Raw genomic sequence first — 21,415 nt, 5'->3', positions numbered from 1 at the left:
GCCTCGGTGCGCACCGACTGATAGAAGCGCAGCGGGTCGGAGATACGGAAGCGCAGGAAGCTGTCGACCACCAGGCGCTTCTGGTCCGAGGCGATGATCTCCTCCGCCGGGGCATCGTAGGCCAGGATGCGCTTGTCGACGTAGATCACATCCTGGACGAAAGGAACCTTCACTTTCAGGCCCGGCGTCGAGACCACCGACTGTATCTTGCCGAACTGCATGACCAGGGCCTGCTGGGTCTGGTGCACCGTATAGAGGGCGCCGAAGGCGACGACGCCCGCCAGGGCGACGAGAATTCCCAGAATCGCCAGGGTGCGCCGGCTCATTGTCCACCTCCCGCGCGCTTTTTCAGCTCTGGCAGCGGTAGATAAGGCACCACGCCGCTGCCGCCCTTGTTGTCGATGATCAGCTTGTTCATGCCGGCCAGGATTTCCTCCATGGTTTCGAGATAGATGCGTTTGCGCGTCACGTCCTTGGCCTGGGCGTATTCTGCATAGACGGCCAGAAAGCGGGCCGCGTCACCTTCCGAACGCGCCACCACTTCGGCCTTGTAGGCCTGGGCCTCCTGGTTCATGCGCTCGGCCTCGCCACGGGCCCGGGGGATGATGTCGTTGGAATAGGACTCGGCCTCGTTGCGTTGGCGCTCCATATCGGCGCGGGCGCGCTGGACGTCGCGGAAGGCGTCGATGACGGCGCCGGGGGGATCGACTTTCTGCAGCTTGAGTTCGGTGATGACGATGCCCGATTGATAGAAATCGAGAATGCTTTGCAGCAAATCCTTGGTGCCTTGCTCGACCTGCTGGCGGCCCTCGGCCAGCACCGCCGCAATGGGCGTGTTGCCGACCACTTCGCGCATGGCGCTTTCCGCCGCCGCCTTGACCGTTGACTCGGGATTTTGAATGTTGAAAAGGAACTTGCCGGCATCGCCGATACGCCAGAAGACGGCGAAGTCGATGTCGACTATGTTTTCGTCGCCGGTCAGCATCAAGCTCTCTTCCGGCACGTCGCGGCTGGCCGTCGCGCGACCAGTGTTGCCCGCCGTGCGGTAGCCCGCGTCGATGCGGTTGATGCGTGTGACCTGGGGCAGGACGACGCTCTCGATGGGCGCCGGCAGGTGATAGTTGAGCCCCGGCTGGGTGGTGTTGACCCATTCGCCGAAGCGCAGCACCACGCCTTGTTCCGAGGCATCGACGCGGTAGAAGCCGCTAGCCCCCCAGACGGCGATCAAGATCAGCACGATGAGCGCAATGCCCCGCAGGCCGCCGCCGCCGCTGGGCAGCAGGCCGCGAAAGCGGTCCTGGCCCTTGCGCAGGAGTTCCTCGAGATCGGGTGGCTGGGGGCCGCCACCGCCGCCGCCGGGGCCCTGTCCCCAGGGGCCGCCGCCGCCGCCGCCACCGCCACCGCCTTGCCAGCCACCGCCCTGGTTTCTCCAAGACATCGGGTTATGTCTCCTGCTCGTTGGAATGGTCCGATACGATATCGCGCCGCGGAAGTCTTTCCATTGCGCGTCCCGGCGTTATATGACAGCTAGCCGGCGGGCGCAACGCGAGGTGCCGGCGGCAATTTCGCCACCCCGGCCGGGGTGTCGATGATATTGGCACGATTGTAAGGATTTCAAGCATGGTGACGGTGACGGAAGAACAAATATTGGCGGCGCTAGGCGCCATCGACGACGCCGATCAGGGCGGCGACGTGGTCGGCCTGGGCATGATCGGCGGCCTGCAGATCCGCGACGGCCACGTCGCCTTCGCCATCGAGGTGGCGCCCGAGGATGGCGCCGCCAAGGAACCTTTGCGCCAGCTCTGCGAAAAGACCGTCCATGCCTTGCCCGGCGTGTTGTCCGTCAGCGCCGTTTTGACCGCCCACCGGGCCGCCGCCCCGGCCCCCGCTGTTGCTGCCGGTCCCGGCGGCCCCCGGCCGGCGCCCCAGAGCCTGCCCGGCGTCACCTCGATCGTCGCCGTGGCTTCGGGCAAGGGCGGGGTCGGCAAGTCGACCACGGCCGTCAACCTGGCGCTCGGGATGGCGGCCGAGGGCCGTGCCGTGGGCATTCTCGACGCCGACATCTACGGCCCCTCGATTCCTCGCATGCTGGGCATCGGCGGCCAGCCGCTGTCGCCCGACGGCAGTTATCTGCTGCCCATGCAGAACCATGGCGTGGTCTGCATGTCGATGGGCTTTTTGGTGCCCGATGACACCGCCACCATCTGGCGCGGCCCGATGGTCATGAGTGCGCTGGAACAGTTGCTGCGCGACGTCAAATGGGGCGAGCTCGACGTGCTCGTGGTGGATCTGCCGCCGGGCACGGGCGACGCCCACCTGACCATGGCCCAGCGCGTGCCCCTGAGCGGCGCCGTCATCGTGTCGACGCCGCAGGATGTGGCGCTCGCCGATGCCCGCAAAGGCATCTCGATGTTCGAAAAGGTCGATGTGCCGGTGCTCGGCCTGATTGAGAACATGAGCTTTTTCGTTTGCCCGCACTGCGACGAGCGCTCGGAGATCTTCTCCCACGGCGGCGCGCGGCGCGAGGCCGAGCGCCTGGGTGTCGAGTTCCTGGGCGAGATCCCGATCTCGCTGGGCATCCGCGAGACCTCCGATGCCGGCACGCCGATCGTGGTTCATGATCCCGACTGTGCCGAGGCCCAGGCCTTCCTGACCATCGCCCGGCGGCTGGGCGAGAAAATAGTTGCGGCCGAGCAGGAGAGCGCCAGCCAGGCACCACGCATCGTCGTGCAGTAGGGGAGGGGAGGGCTACTGCGCCCGTCCCAGCGTCTCCATCAGCTCCGTCCATTCGCGCTTGGACATGCCGCTGGCGGCCTGTTCGACCTCTTCGCCGGCGATCAGGCGCTTGACCGCTTCGAGGCCCTTGGACGACAGGTGGGCGCCGCCGTAACGGTAGTTGACGAAGGCGTCGTAGGTCTGCGGCACCCAGCTCTTCATGGTTTCCAGCATGGCCTCGGCGTAGATGCGAATTTCGTATTGGGCGTGCACGTCGGCGCGTAGCGAGAGAAAATGCATGAGGTTGTGCAGGTCCGTCTTCCAGTACCACTGGGTATAGAAGTTGAGTGAGAGGTTCATGCGCGCCAGCTCCCGGGCCAAGCCCTGGCGGTCGGGATCGAGGGGCTCTCCTTGGGCGTCCTCGTTGAGCATTTCCTGATAATCGGCGTAGCTCTGCTCCGAGTCGCGGCGCAACAGCTCGAACACCCGTGCTGCCTCGTCGCCCGTCAGCAAATCGCCGCGACCCTGGCGGTTCTCCGTCGACTGGGCGGCCAGGGCCTCGGGGGCGGGGATGTAGAATTCGTTGTCGAGGATGGAATAGCGGGCCGAGTATTCGTTGACGTTGGCGGTGCGGTGGCGGATCCACTGGCGCGCCACGAAGATCGGCAGCTTGACGTGGTACTTGATCTCGGCCATCTCGAAGGGCGTGGTGTGGCGGTGGCGCAGGAGGTAGTTGATAAGGCCGGCATCGCCGCGTACGGCCTTGGTGCCGCGACCGTAGGAGACCCGCGCCGCCTGCACCACGGCGCTGTCGTCGCCCATGTAGTCGACCACCCGGATGAAACCGTGGTCGAGGACCGGAATGACCTGGTAGAGGATTTCCTCGAGCCCGGGCGAGGTGTTGCGGCGGGTGCTGAAGGTTTCTTGCCGTTGGGCCTCGATCTCGGCCTCTTGCTCGGGCGTCACGTGCATCGCTGATCTCCTTGGCAGACGATCAGCACCATAACGCCGGCCGCCGCGCGGCGCCAACAGATGCTCTCGCGGCACTTCCAAAAAGCGGCAAAAAAGCCTATATACATTGTGTCGGGCAACCGACTATGGCGATAAACGGTGCGCGAAATAGGCGTTACGGACCCGGGGGCAGTACCCGGCGCCTCCACCATAACCGCATGACCCGGCGGCGCGCCGGGAGGCTCGATTGGCGGTGCGGTTTTGCTGGGGGCGACACAGGATCGACGTGCGTATTAAAGGTGTACTTTTCGCCCGGCATGATACCACCGTTATCGGGTCACATTCACAAATGCCAACGACAACGAGGCATTTGCAGTTGCTGCTTAGCAGTTAACTGCGGGGTTCGGGGGGCACCTGGCAACAGAAGCCCTCCACTTTATTTAGGCCCTCACCGGGCGCGCGCATCCGCGCGCTTGGCCGCGGCAGCCGTCGAGGCTGGCCCGGCGGGGGTGCTCTTCGGGGTTCGGCGGGCGGCTCGGCGACATCAATCAAAAAATTTCATGGTCGACTTGGTCTGCCGGGGCATTAGTATTGTCTCCGCGATGGTCGAAGACCTGATGCAATACAAGGATATCGTCGAGCGCGCGCTCAAGGGCGTGGTGCGCGAGGCGCTGGAGTACGTGGCCGTGGGCGGTCTGCCGGGCGAGCATCACTTCTACGTCTCCTACCTGACCGGCGATCCCGGGGTCGAAATACCGAGCTATTTGCGCGAACGTTATCCCGACGAGATCACCATCGTCATTCAGCACCAGTTCTGGGATCTCGAGGTGACCAACGAGCAGTTCGCCGTGACGCTGAGCTTCAGCGGCAAGAGCGAACGCCTGGTCGTACCCTTCTCGGCGCTCACCGGTTTCGCCGATCCCAGCGTCGAATTCGGGCTGCAGTTCCGCACCGACGAGAGGCAGCTGCCGGTGGGCGACAATGCCCCGACAACGGCAGCCGTCAGCGAGGTCCAGGACGATGGCCCCGACGACGGCACGGCCGAGGTTGTGGTGCTGGACAGCTTTCGCAAGAAATAGATCGTTGCCTGACAGCGACTATCAGCCCCTCTTTCAGCTTGCTGCCCAAGAGACACCCTGGCGCCGCTTGGAGGGCGATTTCGTCGAGATCCAGGAGCTCGGCGGGGAGACCGTGCTCAAAGTCGACGAGGCAGCGCTGAGCCTGCTGGCGGCCGAGGCCATGCGCGACGTGGCCCACCTCTTTCGGCCCAGCCACTTGGCCCAGTTGCGGGCTATCCTGATTGACCCCGAGGCCTCGGAGAACGACCGCTACGTGGCGCTCGAGCTTTTGAAGAACGCCAACATCTCGGCCGGCATGGTGCTGCCCAGTTGCCAAGATACCGGCACCGCCATCGTGGTTGCCAAGAAGGGCCAGTACGTCTGGACGGCGGGTCACGACGAGGCGGCGCTCAGCCGCGGCATCGCCGAAACCTTTGCCACCAGCAACCTGCGCTATTCGCAGATGGCGCCCTTGGACATGTACGAAGAGGTCAACACCGGCTCCAACCTGCCGGCCCAGATCGACATCCAGGCCGAAGCCGGTGCCGCCTACAAGTTCCTTTTCATCGCCAAGGGCGGCGGCTCGGCCAACAAGACCTTTCTTTTCCAAGAGACCAAGGCGCTTTTGAACCCTCAAACGCTGCTCGCTTTTCTCGACCAGAAAATGCGCACGCTGGGCACCGCCGCCTGCCCGCCCTATCACCTGGCCATCGTCATCGGCGGCACCTCGGCCGAGTTGAACCTGAAGACGGTCAAGCTGGCCAGTTGCCACTATCTCGATACCCTGCCCACCAGCGGCGACGCCAGTGGCCGCGCCTTCCGTGATCTTGATCTCGAGGCGGCGGTGCTCGGGCTCAGCCGCCAAAACGGCATCGGCGCCCAGTTCGGCGGCAAGTACTTCTGCCACGACGTGCGCGTCATCCGGCTACCCCGCCACGGTGCCTCGTGCCCGGTCGGCATCGGCGTATCATGCTCGGCCGATCGCCAGATCCTGGGCCGTATCGACGCCGGCGGTGTCTTCCTCGAGCAGCTCGAGGTCAATCCGGCGCAATACCTGCCGGAAGTCGATGAGAGCAGTCTCGAAAAAGACGTCGTGACCATCGACCTGGCCGCACCCATGGCCGATATCCTGGCTACGCTCGGCCGCCATCCCATCAAGACCCGCCTGGCGCTCAGCGGCCCGTTGATCGTGGCCCGCGACATCGCCCACGCCCGGCTCAAGGAGCGGCTAGACGCCGGTGATGGCTTGCCCGACTACGTCAAGGACCACATCATCTATTACGCCGGCCCGGCCAAGCAGCCCGAGGGACTGCCCTCAGGCTCCTTCGGCCCCACCACGGCCGGGCGCATGGACGCCTACGTCGACCTTTTCATGCAGCATGGCGCCAGCCTGATCAGCCTGGCCAAGGGCAACCGCAGCGCCCAGGTGCGCCAGGCCTGTGCCAAACACGGCGGCTTCTATCTCGGCTCCATCGGCGGTCCGGCGGCGCGTTTGGCCCAGGACTGCATCCGCAAAGTCGAAGTGCTGGAATATGCCGAACTGGGCATGGAAGCGATCTGGCGCATCGAAGTGGAGAATTTCCCCGCCTTCATCATCGTCGACGACAAGGGCAACGATTTCTTCGCGGATTTGTGAGGCAGCCGACAGCGGCCTTGGTATTGTTTTTGTCCTCCCTTGACTAGGCTAAATATTAGCCTATATTTTATTCATTGATGCCCACGCTGATCGAAATTGACGGGATTCAGGTCCGTATGTACTTCAACGACCACAACCCGCCGCACGTTCACGTCATTGCTGGCGGGAACGCCGCAAAGTTGGCCATCAGTGACGGCACCGTGTTTGCCGGCTCGGTGTCGCCTAGGGCCGAACGCCGGGCCCGCGCCTGGATCTTCGACAACCAGGATTTCCTTTTCGCCAAGTGGGAAGAATTCCATGAGTGAAGTGGAACGCATCACGAAACTGGAACTGGGCGGCCCGCTATCATTCCATGCTGAATTCGCTGACGGTCAAGAGGTGTACGCAAACCTCGCGGGCCTCTGCGCCCGATCGAGGCATTTTCGGATCTTTCTTGATCAGCCCGAACTATTTGAATTCTTCCACTTGGTCCATAACGGCATCGGCATCGAGTGGGACAACGGCCTTGACTATTCGGCCGGCGCCCTTCTTCGGCTGGGGCGCGCTCAAGAGGACATGACGGGAAGCCAATTCAAGGCCTGGCAGAAGATACTTGGCCTCTCGAACAGTGAAGCCGCGGACTTGCTTGGCGTATCGTTGGCGACCGTCAAGAACTATCACCGCCGTAACCTTGTCCCCACTGCCGTAAAATTAGCCTGCGACAGCTTTGAGGCGGATGCCAATCTCGTTGCGGCACGATTTGTCCCCCGCAATCGACGCCTTGCCCTGCAAAAGAACGCCTGACCCTGCCCCTCAGAATACCTTTTTCCAGGTCTTGGTGATCCACGATTCGGGATCGCCCTGTGGCCTCAGGTCGACGCCGGTCAGCAGCAGGTAGCTGTCCTGGTACCAGGGGCTGCCGGGGAAATTGTGGCCCAGCACGGCGGCCGCCGTCTGTGCCTCCTTCGTCACCCCGAGTTGCAGGTAGGCCTCGGTCAGCCGATGCAGCGCCTCGGCCGCGTGGCTCGTGGTTTGGAAGTCCTCGATGACCACGCGGAAGCGGTTGATGGCGGCGATCGGCGTGCCGCGGCGCAAATAGAACCGGCCGATTTCCATCTCCTTGCCGGCCAGGTGGTCGCGGGCCAGGTCGATCTTGAGGCGGGCGTCGCGGGCGTATTCGCTGGCCGGGTAGCGCCGCACCAACTCCTGCAAGGATCCCAGGGCCATTTTCGTGACATTCTGGTCGCGGCCGACGTCGGCGATCTGCTCGTAGTAGCTGACCGCAATCAGATAAAAGGCGTAGGGCGCGCTTTCGTTGCCGGGGTGGAGCTGCAGGAAGCGGTCGGCGGCCAGGATGGCCTGGTCGTACTCGTTGATCTTGTAATAGGAATAGGCCGCCATGAGCTGGGCCTTGGTGGCCCAGGTGGAGTAGGGGTGCTGGCGCTCGACCTCGTCAAACAGCTCGGCCGCTTCGAAATAGTCGTTGGCCAGCATGGTGGCGTGGGCTTCGTTGTAGATATCCTCGACCGGACGCTCGACGTATTCGCGTTCGTCGTCCGACGAGCAGGCCACCACCAGACCCAGCGTCAGCAAGAGTGCCGCCCGTGCCGCCCATGCCGCCTTGTGTCGGCCGCGCCAAAACGCCATCGATCGCTGCAAAACCGTCATACCCTCATCCGTCCGCCAAGCTCGGGCCAAGCTCGGGCCAAGCGCGGCGGAGTATATCACGGGCGAAATTATTGCAAGTGCCGTTGCCGGCCCGGCAAGCTCAAAAGATACCTTCAGGCGATAGCGGCGGCGGTGGCCGGCTGCCAGGCGGGAGCTTCGTCCGGGGCCAGGGCGGGGGCGGCCGCCAGGGCACCACCCGCCGTCACCCGGCACCAGGCCTCGGCATCGGCGAACAAAGCCGCCAGCAGCCGGTTGTTGAGGCTGTGGCCGCCGCGCTGACTGTGATAGCGGCCCAAGAGCGGGGCGCCGGCGAGATAAAGGTCGCCGACCGCATCGAGGGCCTTGTGGCGCACGAATTCATTGCCGTAGCGCAGTCCATCCTGATTAATGACGCCTTCGCTGCCGACCACGATGGCGTTTTCCAGCGAGCCGCCGCGGGCCAGGCCGCGGGCCCTCAGCGCCTCGACGTCGTCAAGGAAGCCAAAGGTGCGGGCGCGGCACAACTGGTCCTTGAAGGTGCCCAGGGCGGCATCGAATTGCCAGCTCTGGTGCGCGATCAAGGGGTTGTCGAAATCGATCTCGACCTCAAGCATGAAGCCGTCGTAGGGGCTGAGGCATGCGTAGCGATCGTCGTCCTCGACCTCCACCGTCTTGAGCACGCAAATGCTGCTGCGCTCGGGGATCTGCTCGATCAGGCCGGCGCACTCGATGAGGAAAACGAAAGGTGCGGCGGAGCCGTCCATGATGGGAACTTCGCCGCCGTCAAGCTCGACGATGGCGTTGTCGACGCCACAGCCGTATAAAGCCGCCATCAGGTGTTCTACCGTGGCTACGCTGGTGCCCTCGTCGTTGCCGATGGTGGTGCCGAGCGTGGTGTCCGAGACGCCGTCCCAGCGCGCCGCCACATCGGCCACCGGGGCCGGGCGGTCGAGGCGGCGGAAGACGATGCCGCTGCCGGCCTCGGCCGGTCGTAGCGTCATGGCCACGCGAACGCCGCTATGGAGTCCGATGCCGGTGCAACTGATGGGATTTCTCAGTGTTTGTTGACGCACGCCGGGCGACGCTTGAAGATCGAATGCGATGGAACCAACCCTCCAGAGTAGCCGCCCCCGCGGCTTTCCAGCCATCCTCCAGATCGCGGAAAATGACCAGTGGAACAAGCACTTCGGCGATTCTAACAACATCCCCCGAAGGTCTCAAATCACTTGTTATTGCAGTTTGTTACGGGCTATCCGCCGGATATTCCGCCAGGGATTTCGCTAGACTTCTCTGAACCTCCAGGGGCACCCGCGGGGCGACGGCAGGCGGCCGAACGAAATCCGTTCGGGGGGAATTCCGCCACCGTCTCCCGGGGGCTGATGCCGAAGCCGCCTCAGTTGGCCTGACGACGCAGGAAGGCCGGGATGTCAAGCAGGTCGTCGTCATTGGGTAGCGGGCTCAAGGTGCTGGCTGCCGGGGACTCCGCCACTTGCGCTGTGGCCTCGACCGTTTTGGCCGGCGTTGGGGCCGGAGCCGGCTGGGGCCGCTCTTCGGGCACCCGGCCGACTGCCTTGGCCGCCGGCGCTACGGCGGGTTCGGGCTTTTTGTCCTCCTCCGTCGCCTGGCGCGCCCGCCCGGTGCCGGTCATGCGCTCCAGCAGGCTGGGCCCGCGAAGATGCTTCTTCTGCGGCTTGGCAGCGTTGTCGAGTGCCGCCGTGGCGAAGGGCTCGGGGGCCCGCAGAGGTTGGCTCTTGAGCAGGGGCTCGACCGGCGGCGGTGGGATGAACGTCTCCTTGGCCGCTACCGCGGGCTGGCCGGGCTGACTCTCGACCGCGGCCGAAGTCACGGTTTCGCTCGCTGCCTCGGCTGTTGCCGGCGTGATTTCGACTGCCGCTGCCGGGGCCGGGGCCGGGGCCGGAACCGGACCGATCGGCGCCTTCGAGCGTAGCGCCACGGCCGGCGTGCGGGCTTCGGCCAGTTGCCGGACCTGGGCCGGACCGGCATCGGCTTCGACGTCGTCGGTTTCCGCTTCCGAGCCTGCCTCCGTGGCGCTCTCGGTCTGGGCCCCGCCGACCACCTGCAGGCGCAGGCCGGGAACGGGCAAGGGCTGCTGGCCAGTCTCGGAATCGATGCCGGTGGCGACGATGCTCACCCGCATGCGGCCTTCGAGGTTCTGGTCGAAGGTCGAGCCGAAGATGATGTTGGCCTCGGCATGCACCTCGTCGCGCACCCGGTTGGCGGCTTCGTCGACTTCAAACAGCGTCATGTCCATGCCGCCGGTGATGTTGATCAAGACCCCGGTCGCGCCCTGCATGGAAACATCGTCCAAGAGCGGGTTGGAAATCGCCGCCTCGGAGGCCTCCAGCGCCCGTTTCTCGCCTTCCGCCTCGCCGGTGCCCATCATGGCCTTGCCCATCTCGCCCATCACCGCACGCACATCGGCGAAATCGAGGTTGATCAGGCCAGGCATGATCATCAGGTCGGTGACCCCGCGGACGCCGGAATAAAGCACGTCGTCGGCCATCTTGAAGGCCTCGGCGTAGGTCGTCTTCTCGTTGGCCACACGGAACAGGTTCTGGTTGGGAATGACGATCAGGGTATCGACGTAGCGCTTGAGCTCCTCGATACCGGCCTCGGCCATGGCCATGCGCCGGGCGCCTTCGAAATGAAAGGGCTTGGTCACCACGCCGACGGCCAGGATGCCGGCCTCGCGGGCCGCCTGGGCCATCACGGCCGCCGCCCCGGTGCCAGTGCCGCCGCCCATGCCGGCGGTGATGAAGGCCATGTGGCTGCCTTCCAGATGGTCCATGATCTGGTCCAGCGCCTCAAGGGCGGCATCGCGGCCGACCTCGGGATTGGCGCCGGCGCCCAAGCCGTAGGTGACGTTGGTGCCGAGCTGGATACGGCGCTCGGTCAAGGTCTGGGCCAACGCTTGGGCGTCGGTGTTGGCGACGATGAATTCGACGCCCTCGAGTTGGGCGTTGATCATGTTGTTGACGGCGTTGCCCCCGGCGCCGCCGACACCGATGACGGTGATCCTCGGTTTTAGCTCGGTGGGTTCCGGCATAGTTAGATTGATCGGCATAGCTACCTCCAGTTATGACGGGGAATTCCCCATTCCCCGGGATTGCAGTCGTGGCCCGTCGGTTTTGCGGCCCTTTTCTTGTTCACTTCACTTTCCTCCCCCGTGGCCCATTCCGGGCTCCTCAAAAATTCTCGCGCAGCCAATGGCCGACGCGCGCCAGACCCTGCCGGGGCGCCGTCTCGGCGGCCTCGAGGAGCGCGCTGCGGCCCTGGGCGGCGTGGCACAAAAGACCGGCGCAGGTGGCGAAAGCGGGACCGCCAGTGGCTTCGGCCAGTCCCTGGATATGCACCGGCCGGCCCATGCGGACCTGTTTGTCGAGCACCCGGGCGGCCAATTCGCGCATGCCGGTGAGCTGGCTGGCGCCGCCGGTCAGCACCACCCGGCGGCCGGCCGTGCGGGCGTAGCCCGAGAGCTCGAGGCGCTCGCGCACGAACTCGAGGATCTCCTCGGCGCGGGGCTGGATGATGGAGCTCAGCACCGAACGCGGCACGTGGTTGGGCTCGGCCTGTTCGGTTTCGCCGACCCTGGGAACGTCGATCATGGCGCTCTCGTCGGCGGGGCTGGCGGTGGCCGTGCCATACAGTGTCTTCATGCGCTCGGCATGGGCCACCGGAGTGGCCAGGCCGCGAGCGATATCGTTGGTGACGTGCTGGCCACCCAGCGTGACCACGTCGGCGAAATGCAGATCGCCCTCGTAGAACACGGCGATCGAGGTGGTGCCGCCACCCATGTCGATGACCGTGACGCCCAGGTTCAACTCGTCCTCGTCGAGCACGGAAAGTCCCGAGGCGTAGCTCGAAATCAGCGTTTCCTCGACGTCGAGATGGGCCCGTTCGAGACAGATTCTGAGGTTGCGCATGGCGCCGACGCCGGCGGTCACGACGTGAATGTCGACACCCAGACGAGAGCCGAACATGCCGCGCGGATCGCGCACACCGCTGGCGCCGTCGACGCGAAAGCCCACGGGCACGGCATGGGCCACCTCGCGTTCGCCGTTTTCGGCTCGCGGCCGACCCTGGGCCAGCACCCGGCGCAGGTCGGCGTCGCTGATCTCGTGGCCCGAGACGGGCACCTCGACGCCGACCGTGTGCGAAGCCGGGTCGCCACAGGAGAAACTCACCAGCACCCGCTTGACATTGACCTCGGCCATGCGCTCGGCCGCCGCCACGGCGGCGGTGATCGCTGCCACCGTGGCTTCCAGATCGACCACGGCGCCGCCCCGCAGGCCCTCCGAGATCTGGTGGCCGATGCCGACCACACGGCTGCTGCCGGCGGCGTCGATGTGGGCGATAAAGCAGCAGACCTTGCGGCTGCCGATGTCGAGGGCGGCCATTGTTCCGCTACGTGCGGTGCCGCGTTTGTTGATGCCGTTCACGCTGCCCATCCTCCTTCAGGTGCTCTTGCCGGGATGGCGTCGCCGCGCTGCCGCCCCGGGCGTCAGGCGCACGATCAGACGGTCCGGCAGGCGCAGGTCGATGACCTGTAACTGCCGCGAAAGAATGCGGTGCTCGTGCTCCAGTACCGCCAGGCGAGCCCAGGCCTGGGCGCCGTCGTCCTCGGGCAGTCGCACCCAGACGCCGTTCTGCAAGCGCACGTCCCAGCGCCGGCCGCCCTGGCGGCGGGCCGCGACAACGCGGGCATAGAGCGCCGGCTGACGCGCCAGCAAGTCGACCAACGCGCCCGCCTGGGCCGGCGCCTGGCGCCCCTCCAATACCAGCAGGTCGGCGTAGCGCTTGGCGATGCGGTCGCCGATGACGACGCCCTCGCGGTCGATCAGCGAATGCCGCCGGCCGCGCCGCCAGATGGCGAAGGGCCGGCGCTCGACGAGGGTTACGGCGATGGTGTGGGGCAGCCGCCGTGCCACCGCGGCCCGGGCTACCCAGCCCAGGGCCTCGATGCGGCGCTGGGCGGCTTTGTTGTCGAAGGCGATGATCGAGCCGCCCTTGGGGGCGGCCAGGGCGCGAGCCAGGTCGCGCCGGCTGGTCTCGTGGCGACCCTGGACGACGACGTCGACGATGCTCAGGCCGGCGCCCTCTATGGCCTTGTCGAATTGCTCTTCGTTCCAGGCCACGGCGCGGCCGGGATAGTCGTGGCGCACCAGCCAGTAACCCGCCAGGGCCAGCAGCGCGGCGGCGCTGAGCGCCAGAGCGCTGCCCAGCAGGCGGCGGTTGAGGCCCTGGCGGCGGCCCTGTCGGCCTCCCCGATTGCGGTTGGCGGGCCGGGACTTGCTTTTCAAGCGCCCCAAGTCGCGGGGCATGCTATGGCGCATCAACGCTGGCATCCGGCGTCCTCCAGCATCCATTCCACCAGCTCGACGAAGCCGATGCCGGAATGGGCGGCTATTTCGGGCACCAGCGAGAGTGGCGTCAGGCCCGGTTGGGTGTTGATTTCGAGCAGATAAAAACCGCCCTCCTCGGCGCTTTCCTCGTCGAAGCGCAGATCGGCCCGGCTGACCCCGCGACAGCCCAGCGCGACGTGGGCCCGCAGCGCGATGTCGAGGCTTTCGCGGTAGCGCTCGGGCGCCATGGGGGCCGGCATCAGGTGCTCGGCGAAGCCCTCGGTGTATTTGGCCTGGTAGTCGTAGAAGCGGCCCTTGGGGCGGATTTCGACGGCCCCCACGGCGGCATCGCCCATCACCGCCACGTGGATCTCGCGGCCCGGGATGTAGCGTTCCACAAGTACCTGATCGCCGAAGTTCCAGGGCTCGTCCGCCTGGGGCTCGCAATTGTCGCCCTCCAGCACGATCTTGACGCCGACGCTGGAGCCCTCGTTGAGGGGCTTGATGACGTAGGGCGCCTCCATGACCTCGTCGGCCAGCACCTCGTCGCGGTGCACCACCCGGCCCTCGGCGCAGCGCAGCCCCTCGCGGGCGAACAGCGTCTTGGCCATGGGCTTGTCCATGGCCAGGGCCGAGGCCAGCACGCCGGAGTGGGTGTAGGGAATGCCCAGCACCTCCAGCAGTCCCTGGAAGCAGCCGTCCTCGCCGTAGCGGCCATGCAGCGCATTGAAGACCACGTCGGGCCCCAGCTCCGTGATCTCGCGTCCGGCGTTGCGGTCGACGTCGATCGGGCTGACGCGGTGGCCGAGCTCGACCAGCGCCTCGGCCACGGCGGCGCCCGAGACCAGCGAGACCTCGCGTTCGGCGGACCAGCCGCCCATCAGTATGGCGACGTGGCGGCTCAAGTCGGCAGCTCCCGGTGGCGGCCGATGCGGCGGATCTCCCAGTGCAGCTCGATGCCGGTCTCGGCGGCGACGCGCCGGCGCACCTCCTCGCCCAGGGATTCGAGATCGGCGGCGGTGGCACGGCCGGTGTTGATGAGGAAGTTGCAGTGCTGTTCCGAAACCATGGCGCCGCCGCGCCTCAAGCCCCGGCAGCCGGCCTGATCGATGAGCTCCCAGGCCTTGGGGCCCTGGGCGCCTTGGGGGTTGCGGAAGGTCGAGCCGCCGGTGCGGCTGCGCACCGGCTGGCTGGCCTCGCGGGCTTGGCGAATGGCGGCCATGCGGTGAGCCACGGTTTCCGGCTCGGCCGGCTCGCCGGCCAGCACGGCGGCGGTAACGATCCAGTCCTCGGGCAGGCCCGATCGGCGGTAGCCGAAGTCGAGGTCGGCCGGGCTCAGCAGATGTGCCTGGCCCTGCGGGTCGATGGCCTCGGCCTCGACCAGCACGTCCTTGATTTCACGGCCATAGGCGCCGGCGTTCATGCGCAGCGCGCCGCCGATGGTGCCGGGAATGCCGCTGAGGAATTCGAGCCCGGAAAGGCCGGCCAGCTTGGCCGTTAGCGCGACGTTGGCGTCCAGCGCCGCGGCGCCCACGCGGATCCGTTGTTGGCGGCAGGTGATGCGGGCGAAGCCACGGCCCAGGCGAAGGACCAGGCCCGGCACACCGCCGTCGCGCACCAACAGGTTCGAGCCCACGCCGATCACCGTCAGCGGCACCTCGGGCGGGCGCTGGCGCAGGAAATCCGCCAGGTCGTCGCAGTCGGCGGGGCGGAACATGACCTCGGCCGGACCGCCCACCCGGAACCAGGTGATGCCGGAGAGCGCGACGTTCTCGCTCAGTCGGCCGCGCACCGGTGGCAGTTGCTCGATCAGGCTGGGAGGCTGGGCTTCGGCGGCCATCATCATCCCCGGGCCTCCTTTGATTTGGGTTTGGCGGCTGCTAGTTGCTGGGGCAGCTCGTGGGCCCAGGTGGTGATGTTTCCGGCCCCCAGGCAGACCGCCAGGTCGCCGCTGCCGGCCGCCGCCGCCACCGCCGAGGCCAGCTCGCCCGGCCCCTCCAGGGCGACCACGTGGCGATGGCCGTGCCGTCTCAGGCCGGCCACCAGGCTGTCGCGGTCAAAGCCGGCAATAGGTTCCTCGCCGGCGGCGTAGACGGCAGCCACGATCACCGTGTCGGCATCGTTGAAGCAGGTGCAGAATTCTTCGAAGAGGTCGCGTAGCCGGCTGTAGCGGTGGGGCTGGACGATGGCCACCAGGCGTCCGGCATAGGCCTCGCGGGCCGCTCTGAGCACGGCCGCGATCTCCACCGGGTGGTGGGCATAGTCGTCGATCACGGTGATGCCGGCGCCCTCGCCGGTGCGGCTGAAGCGCCGTTTGACGCCGCTGAAGCTTTCCAGCGCCCGGCGCACGACGTCGACGCCGATACCCATTTCGCGGGCCACCGCCAGCGTCGCCAGGGCGTTCATGACGTTGTGGGCGCCGGGCATGGGCAGGCGCAGGTTGTCGAGGCGTTCGCTGCCGCCGCTTTGGCGGTCGTTCAACATGACGTCGAAATGGCTGCCGCCGGCGGCCTGACGCATCTGCAAAAGGCGCACGTCGGCTTGCGGGCTGGAGCCGTAGGTGACGATGCGCCGGCCCGAAATGCGCGCCACCATGGCCTGCACCTCGGGATGATCGATACAAAGGATGGCAGCGCCGTAGAAGGGCACGTTTTCGATGAAGGCCCGAAAAGCGAGGCGCAGGTTTTCGAAGTCGCCGTAGAAATCCAGGTGTTCGGGATCGATGTTGGTGACCACGGCGATGGTCGCCGGCAGGCGCACGAAGGTGCCATCGGATTCGTCGGCCTCGACCACCATCCAGTCGCCGGCACCGAGGCGCGCATTGGTGCCGTAGGCGTTGATGATGCCGCCGTTGATCACCGTGGGATCGAAGCTCGCCGCCTCCAGCAACGCCGCCACCAGCGACGTGGTAGTGGTCTTACCGTGGGTGCCGCCGACCGCCACGCACCACTTCAGGCGCATCAGCTCGGCCAGCATCTCGGCCCGGGGCACCACCGGCAGGAAGCGTTCTCGAGCCGCCACGACCTCGGCGTTGTCGGCCTTGACGGCGGACGACACCACCACCACCTCGGCCTGGCCCAGGTGCTCGGCGGTGTGGCCCTGATCGATCTTTATGCCCAGGGCCTGCAGGCGCTGGACATTGGCGCCCTGGGCGGCGTCGCTGCCCTGCACCTGGTAGCCCAGATTGTGCATGACCTCGGCGATGCCGCTCATGCCGATGCCGCCGATGCCGACGAAATGAATCACGCCGATGTCGAGGGGCAGCGATCTCATGCCGCCACCTCGCGCCGCTCGACCTCGGGTTCGACTGCCGCCCGCGGCGCCGCGCCTTGGCTGCTTGGCGCGCCGGCGTTATGCCGGCTCTGGCTCTCGTTGGCCAGGCTCTCGACCAGCGAGGCCAGGTCGTGGGCCGCCTCGGGCCGTCCCATCTGGCGCGCCTTTTCGGCCGTGCTGGCCAGGAAGTGGGGGTCGCCGGTCAGGGCCGCGATGGTTTCGCACAAGGGCTGGGGCTGGAAGCGCGGCTGCGGCACCAGCCAGCCGCCGCCGGCCGCTTCCAGCAACCGGGCATTGGCCGTCTGGTGGTCGTCGGTGGCCGAGGGCAGCGGCACCAGGAGCGCCGGCCGACCGGCTACCGCCAATTCGCTGACCGTCGAGGCGCCGGCCCGAGTGATGGCCAGGTGGGTGGCCGCCAGCCGCGCCGGCAGGTCGGCGAAAAAGCTCGCCAGGTCGGCGGCGATGGCCATCTGCGCGCAGGCCTCGCGCACCCGTTCCAGGTCCTCGGGGCGGCACTGCTGGGTCAAGCGGATGCGGCGGCGCAGCGCCTCGGGCAGCAGGCCCAGCGCCGCCGGCACCACGTCGGCCAGGACCTGGGCGCCCTGGCTGCCGCCCAGCACCAAGAGGTTGATGGCGGCTTCGGGTGGCGGTGCCAGGTAGGCGATGTGGCGCACCGCCTGAACCGCCTGGCGCACTGGATTGCCGATCAGCGAGACCTTGGCGGCGTCGCCTGGGCGCAGCCGGGCGGTTTCAGTGAACGACAGCGCGATGGCCGTGACGCGGCCGGCCAACAACCGGTTGACCCGGCCCAGCACGGCGTTCTGTTCGTGGATCACCGTGGCCAGACCGGCCCGCGTCGCCGCCAGCATGGTGGGCAGCGAGGGATAGCCGCCGAAGCCGACCACGGCCAATGGCGTGAGGCGGCCCAGCAGCCGGCCGGCCTGCAGGGTGCCGGCGGCGATCTCCGCCATGCCCCGGATGCGGCCGCCGATGGAGCGGCCGGTGACGGTGCCGGCGCGCACGGTGTGGCGTTCGATGTTGCCCAGGACGGTGCCCAGATCGGCGCCGCGGCTGTCGGTCAGCAGCACCGGCTGGTGGCCCCGCGCCAGCAACTCCTCGGCCAGAGCCTCGGCCGGAAAGAGGTGACCGCCGGTGCCGCCGGCCGCCAGGATGACGCGGCCGGCCATCAGACCGGCCTCCGGCCGTCGCGGCGGCGCGTAAAGGCCAGCACCATGCCCATGGTGAGCGCCAGGGCGATCAGCGATGAGCCGCCGTAGGAGATGAAGGGAAGCGTCATGCCCTTGGCCGGCATCAGGCGCAGATTGACGCCCATGTTGATGACTGCCTGCATGCCGAACTGGACCAGCAGGCCGGACGTCGCCAGAAGCACGAAATAGCTCGGCTCGCCGAGCATGCGGCTGAAGCCGCGCAGCACGATGAAGGCGAACAGCAGCACGATGAAAAGACAGACGATCAGGCCGAACTCCTCGCCGGCGACGGCGAAGATGAAATCGGTGTGGGCGTCGGGCAGCACCGATTTGACCGTGCCTTCTCCGGGTCCCCGGCCGAAAAGGCCGCCCGAACGAAAGGCCTCCAGCGAGGTGTCGACCTGGAAGCTGTCGCCGGCCGCGGGGTCGAGAAAGCGATCGATGCGGCTGGCCACGTGGGGCAGCAAGGCATAGGCCGTGGCGGCGCCGGCCAGACTGAGGAAGGCCAGGCCACCGATCCAGGCCATGGCCACGCCGGCCATGAAGAACTGAGCGAACCAGACCGCGGCGACCACCACGGCCATGCCGAAATCGGGCTGCGCCATCAGCAGCGCCAGCACGATGACCAGCAGCAGGGCCGAGATCAACTGGCCGGGAAAGCCGGGGCTGCGGACCTGCTCGGAGAACATCCAGGCGGTGATCACGGCCAGGCAGGGCTTGACGAATTCGGAGGGTTGGATGACGAAGGGACCGAAGCTGATCCAGCGCCGGGCGCCGTTGATCTCGACCCCGAAAACAAGCGCCGTCAGCATCAGCAGCACCGCCGCCAGCAGGCACAGCGTGGCCAACCGGCGCACGGCCAGGGGCGAGAGCAGCGAGACGCCGACGATCAGGGCCAGGGCGGGTCCCAGGTAGATCAGCTGGCGCTGCACGAAATGAAAGGAGGCCAGGCCGATGCGGTCAGCCACCGCCGGGCTGGCTGCCATCACCAGGACGGCGCCCAGCGCAGCCAGCAGGCCGACGGCCAACAGCGTCCAGCGGTCCACCGTCCACCACCAGCGGCTGACCAGGGAATTGTCGCTGACGGCCGGCACGGTCATGGCGCCGCCTCCGCCGCCGTCACCAGCTCGCGAAAAGCCTCGCCGCGGGCCTCGAAGTTGGCGAATTGGTCGAAAGAGGCGCAGGCCGGCGACAGCAGCACGGTGGCGCCGGAGGCCGCCGAGCGGGCCACAGAACGGGCCACAGAACGGGCGGAATCGACGGCGCTGGCCAGGTCGGCGCAGCGCCGGGCGGGGACCCGGCCGTCGAGCCAGTTGGCCAACTCCTCGGCCGCCTCGCCGATCAGATAGGCCCCCTCCAGGCGCTCGATGTAGGGCTCCAGCGCGGCAAAGCCGCCGGCCTTGGGCCGGCCGCCGGCGATCCAGTGGATGTGCTCGAAGCAGGCCAGGGCGCGGGCCGCGGCTTCGGCGTTGGTGGCCTTCGAATCGTTGATAAACCGGACGCCGCCGATCACTCCCAAGTCTTCCATGCGATGTGCAAGTCCGGGAAACTCGAGCAGTGATCTGGCGGCGTCCGGCCCGGGGCAACCCAGGGCACGCACGGCGGCAAAGGCGGCCGCCGCGTTCTGCCAATTGTGAATTCCTTTGAGGGCGCGGGCGGCGCCGAGATCGGCGCTTGCCGTGCTGCCGGCTTCGTGAAGTTGGGCGGCCTCGACCGAGACGCCGTTGTGCCGTGCCGCTGCCGCGCCCTGCACCGAGATGGGCACCACGGTACGGTCGCCCAGCCCGTTGAGGCGTTCGAAAAGGCCGGCGCTTTCGCTGTCGTCGATGCCGACGATGGCGGTCTGGCCCGGGCGCTGCTGCTCGAACAGGCGCTGCTTGGCGGCGACGTAGCCCGGCCAGCCGCCGTGGCGTTCGAGATGATCGGGGCTGAGGTTCAGCAGTACCGCCACGTCGGCGGCCAGCGAGGGCGCCAGGTCGATCTGGTATGACGACATCTCGAGCACATAGGTGCCGCCGGCGTCCAACTCGGGCAGATCAAGCACCGGTGTGCCGATGTTGCCGCCGACGGCGACGCGTTGGCCGCAGGCCTCGAGCAGAAAACCACACAGCGCCGTGGTCGTGGATTTGCCGTTGGTACCGGTGATGGCGGCAACCCGGGCCGGCAGGCCGCGCCGCACAAAGAGCTCGACGTCGCCGATGACTTCGCAGCCCGCCGCCCTGGCCCGCGCCACCACCGGGTGCGGCTGGGGATGGCTCAGCGGCACGCCGGGACTGAGCACCAGCAGCCGGATTTCGGACCAGTCCAGGTCTTCGGGATCGGCCAGCGGCACGCCGCTGGCGGCGGCCTCGTCGCGGCGCCCGGCGGCGTCGTCCCAGGCCCTCACCTCGGCGCCGCCGGCCAGCAGCGCCCGGGCCGCCGACAGGCCGCTCTGGCCGAGGCCGAAAAGGGCGATCTTTTGTTGCTTGAGATGGTCCATGCTGATCATGCCCGCCTCAACGCAACTTCAGGGTGGCCAGGCCGATCAGCGCCAGCACCACGGCGATGATCCAAAAGCGGATGACGATGGTCGATTCGGGCCAGCCTTTTTCCTCGAAGTGGTGATGCAGCGGCGCCATCCGGAAGACCCGACGCCCGGTGGTCTTGAACGACACCACCTGCACGATCACCGACACCGTCTCGAGCACGAAAAGCCCGCCCACGATGGCCAGCACCAACTCGTGCTTGGTAACCACGGCCGTGGCGCCCAGCGCGCCGCCCACGGCCAGGCTGCCGGTATCGCCCATGAAGACCATGGCGGGCGGCGCGTTGAACCACAGAAAGCCCAGTCCCGCCCCCACCAGAGCGCCGCAAAAGACCGCCAGTTCGCCGGCCCCGGGGACGGCGTGAAGCTGCAGGTATTGCGAGAACACGACGTTGCCGACGACGTAGGAGATCATGGCGAAGGCGCCGGCGGCGATGATCACCGGCATGATGGCCAGGCCGTCCAGGCCGTCGGTCAGGTTGACCGAATTCGAGGCGCCGACCATGACCAGCACGGCAAAGGGTATGAAGAAGATACCCAGGTCTATGAGCACATCCTTGAAGAAAGGCAGCGCCAGGCCGGTGGCCCCGGCACCTCCGGTAATTTCGACCATCCACCAGGCCGCGACTGCCGCCACCAGGATTTCCAGCAGCAGCTTGAGGCGTCCCGGCAGGCCGCGGTGATCTTGGCGGGTCACCTTCAAATAGTCGTCGGCGAAGCCGATCATGCCGAAGCCGATGGTCACCAATAACGTCGCCCAGACGTAATCGTTGCTCAGATCGGCCCACAGCAGCGTGCCGATCGAGAGCCCCAGCAGGATGAGGAAGCCACCCATGGTCGGCGTGCCCTGTTTGCCCACGATGTGGTTGACCGGCCCGTCGTCGCGGATGGGCTGGCCGTTGGTCTGTTTTGATTTGAGCCAGCGGATCAGCACCGGACCGACGATGAAGGCCACCAACAGCGCCGTCAGCACGGCACCTCCGGTGCGGAAGGTGAGATAGCGAAACAGATTGAAGGGCCCGAACTGATCGGCGAACTGGGAGAGCAGGAAAAGCATGTGT

At 67.0% G+C, this 21,415-nt stretch carries 20 protein-coding genes and 1 other RNA gene; 6 read left to right on the top strand and 15 right to left on the bottom strand.

Annotated elements, in window-relative coordinates; translation table 11 throughout:
* Together QGG75_05930 and hflK are read right to left on the bottom strand one after the other, a co-directional pair.
* Positions 1-326 (bottom strand): SPFH domain-containing protein (locus QGG75_05930; GenBank protein ID MDP6066782.1); only part of this gene is annotated, 326 nt, incomplete at its 3' end.
* Positions 323-1,438 carry an FtsH protease activity modulator HflK gene (hflK, locus tag QGG75_05925; protein MDP6066781.1) on the bottom strand — a complete coding sequence of 372 codons (1,116 nt, stop codon included), beginning with the start codon at positions 1,436-1,438 and terminating at the stop codon, positions 323-325. The genes hflK and QGG75_05930, both read right to left, overlap by 4 nt.
* Positions 1,439-1,620: 182 nt before the next feature.
* Here hflK and QGG75_05920 point away from each other — a divergent pair, with 182 nt between their 5' ends.
* The gene (locus tag QGG75_05920; GenBank protein ID MDP6066780.1) at positions 1,621-2,736 is read left to right on the top strand and encodes an Mrp/NBP35 family ATP-binding protein; all 1,116 of its coding nucleotides are present in this window, start codon (positions 1,621-1,623) and stop codon (positions 2,734-2,736) included.
* A gap of 12 nt (positions 2,737-2,748) precedes the next feature.
* On the opposite strand, the gene thyX is transcribed toward QGG75_05920, so the two are convergent.
* A complete protein-coding gene (gene thyX, locus QGG75_05915) occupies positions 2,749-3,687 on the bottom strand; it encodes an FAD-dependent thymidylate synthase (GenBank protein MDP6066779.1) in 939 nt (312 codons plus the stop codon).
* A gap of 71 nt (positions 3,688-3,758) precedes the next feature.
* Between thyX and ssrA the strand changes: the two genes are divergently transcribed.
* The 5 genes from ssrA to QGG75_05890 all read left to right on the top strand — a co-directional run bounded on the left by ssrA (position 3,759) and on the right by QGG75_05890 (position 7,143).
* Positions 3,759-4,102: a transfer-messenger RNA gene (gene ssrA, locus QGG75_05910) on the top strand.
* A gap of 166 nt (positions 4,103-4,268) precedes the next feature.
* Complete coding sequence (locus QGG75_05905; GenBank protein MDP6066778.1) at positions 4,269-4,745, top strand: ClpXP protease specificity-enhancing factor SspB; 477 nt, start codon at positions 4,269-4,271, stop codon at positions 4,743-4,745.
* A 4-nt stretch (positions 4,746-4,749) separates the two neighbouring features.
* On the top strand, positions 4,750-6,360 hold the full coding sequence (locus tag QGG75_05900) for a fumarate hydratase (GenBank protein MDP6066777.1): 1,611 nt from the start codon (positions 4,750-4,752) through the stop codon (positions 6,358-6,360).
* 77 nt (positions 6,361-6,437) lie between these two features.
* Positions 6,438-6,665 carry a DUF4160 domain-containing protein gene (locus QGG75_05895; protein MDP6066776.1) on the top strand — a complete coding sequence of 76 codons (228 nt, stop codon included), beginning with the start codon at positions 6,438-6,440 and terminating at the stop codon, positions 6,663-6,665.
* Positions 6,658-7,143 (top strand): hypothetical protein, encoded by a 486-nt coding sequence (locus QGG75_05890; protein MDP6066775.1) that lies wholly within the window; start codon positions 6,658-6,660, stop codon positions 7,141-7,143. Before QGG75_05895 ends, QGG75_05890 begins: the two co-directional genes overlap by 8 nt.
* 9 nt (positions 7,144-7,152) lie before the next feature.
* On the opposite strand, the gene QGG75_05885 is transcribed toward QGG75_05890, so the two are convergent.
* The 12 genes from QGG75_05885 to mraY form a co-directional block, all read right to left on the bottom strand.
* Entirely contained in the window at positions 7,153-7,986 is an 834-nt protein-coding gene (locus QGG75_05885) for an outer membrane protein assembly factor BamD (protein ID MDP6066774.1), read from the bottom strand.
* 134 nt (positions 7,987-8,120) lie between these two features.
* On the bottom strand, positions 8,121-9,059 hold the full coding sequence (gene lpxC, locus QGG75_05880; GenBank protein MDP6066773.1) for a UDP-3-O-acyl-N-acetylglucosamine deacetylase: 939 nt from the start codon (positions 9,057-9,059) through the stop codon (positions 8,121-8,123).
* 320 nt (positions 9,060-9,379) lie between these two features.
* Positions 9,380-11,071: a cell division protein FtsZ gene (gene ftsZ, locus QGG75_05875; protein MDP6066772.1), complete on the bottom strand. Its 1,692-nt coding sequence runs from the start codon at positions 11,069-11,071 to the stop codon at positions 9,380-9,382.
* Between the two features lie 121 nt (positions 11,072-11,192).
* Entirely contained in the window at positions 11,193-12,446 is a 1,254-nt protein-coding gene (gene ftsA, locus QGG75_05870; GenBank protein MDP6066771.1) for a cell division protein FtsA, read from the bottom strand.
* A gap of 15 nt (positions 12,447-12,461) precedes the next feature.
* On the bottom strand, positions 12,462-13,352 hold the full coding sequence (locus QGG75_05865) for an FtsQ-type POTRA domain-containing protein (protein ID MDP6066770.1): 891 nt from the start codon (positions 13,350-13,352) through the stop codon (positions 12,462-12,464).
* Positions 13,340-14,254, bottom strand: a complete 915-nt coding sequence (locus QGG75_05860; GenBank protein ID MDP6066769.1) for a D-alanine--D-alanine ligase — start codon at positions 14,252-14,254, stop codon at positions 13,340-13,342. Before QGG75_05860 ends, QGG75_05865 begins: the two co-directional genes overlap by 13 nt.
* A complete protein-coding gene (murB, locus tag QGG75_05855; protein MDP6066768.1) occupies positions 14,251-15,189 on the bottom strand; it encodes a UDP-N-acetylmuramate dehydrogenase in 939 nt (312 codons plus the stop codon). The genes QGG75_05860 and murB overlap by 4 nt, the downstream gene beginning before the upstream one ends.
* A 2-nt stretch (positions 15,190-15,191) precedes the next feature.
* A complete protein-coding gene (gene murC / locus QGG75_05850) occupies positions 15,192-16,622 on the bottom strand; it encodes a UDP-N-acetylmuramate--L-alanine ligase (GenBank protein MDP6066767.1) in 1,431 nt (476 codons plus the stop codon).
* Entirely contained in the window at positions 16,619-17,809 is a 1,191-nt protein-coding gene (gene murG / locus QGG75_05845; GenBank protein ID MDP6066766.1) for an undecaprenyldiphospho-muramoylpentapeptide beta-N-acetylglucosaminyltransferase, read from the bottom strand. The genes murC and murG overlap by 4 nt, the downstream gene beginning before the upstream one ends.
* Complete coding sequence (gene ftsW / locus QGG75_05840; GenBank protein MDP6066765.1) at positions 17,809-18,930, bottom strand: putative lipid II flippase FtsW; 1,122 nt, start codon at positions 18,928-18,930, stop codon at positions 17,809-17,811. The genes murG and ftsW overlap by 1 nt, the downstream gene beginning before the upstream one ends.
* A complete protein-coding gene (gene murD, locus QGG75_05835; protein ID MDP6066764.1) occupies positions 18,927-20,318 on the bottom strand; it encodes a UDP-N-acetylmuramoyl-L-alanine--D-glutamate ligase in 1,392 nt (463 codons plus the stop codon). The genes ftsW and murD overlap by 4 nt, the downstream gene beginning before the upstream one ends.
* Positions 20,319-20,325: 7 nt before the next feature.
* Positions 20,326-21,411, bottom strand: a complete 1,086-nt coding sequence (gene mraY / locus QGG75_05830; GenBank protein ID MDP6066763.1) for a phospho-N-acetylmuramoyl-pentapeptide-transferase — start codon at positions 21,409-21,411, stop codon at positions 20,326-20,328.
* Positions 21,412-21,415 lie beyond the last annotated feature (4 nt).

The sequence above is a fragment of the Alphaproteobacteria bacterium genome (genome assembly GCA_030740435.1).
Lineage (GTDB): Bacteria > Pseudomonadota > Alphaproteobacteria > UBA2966 > UBA2966.
This window is presented reverse-complemented; position numbering and strand designations above follow the sequence as displayed.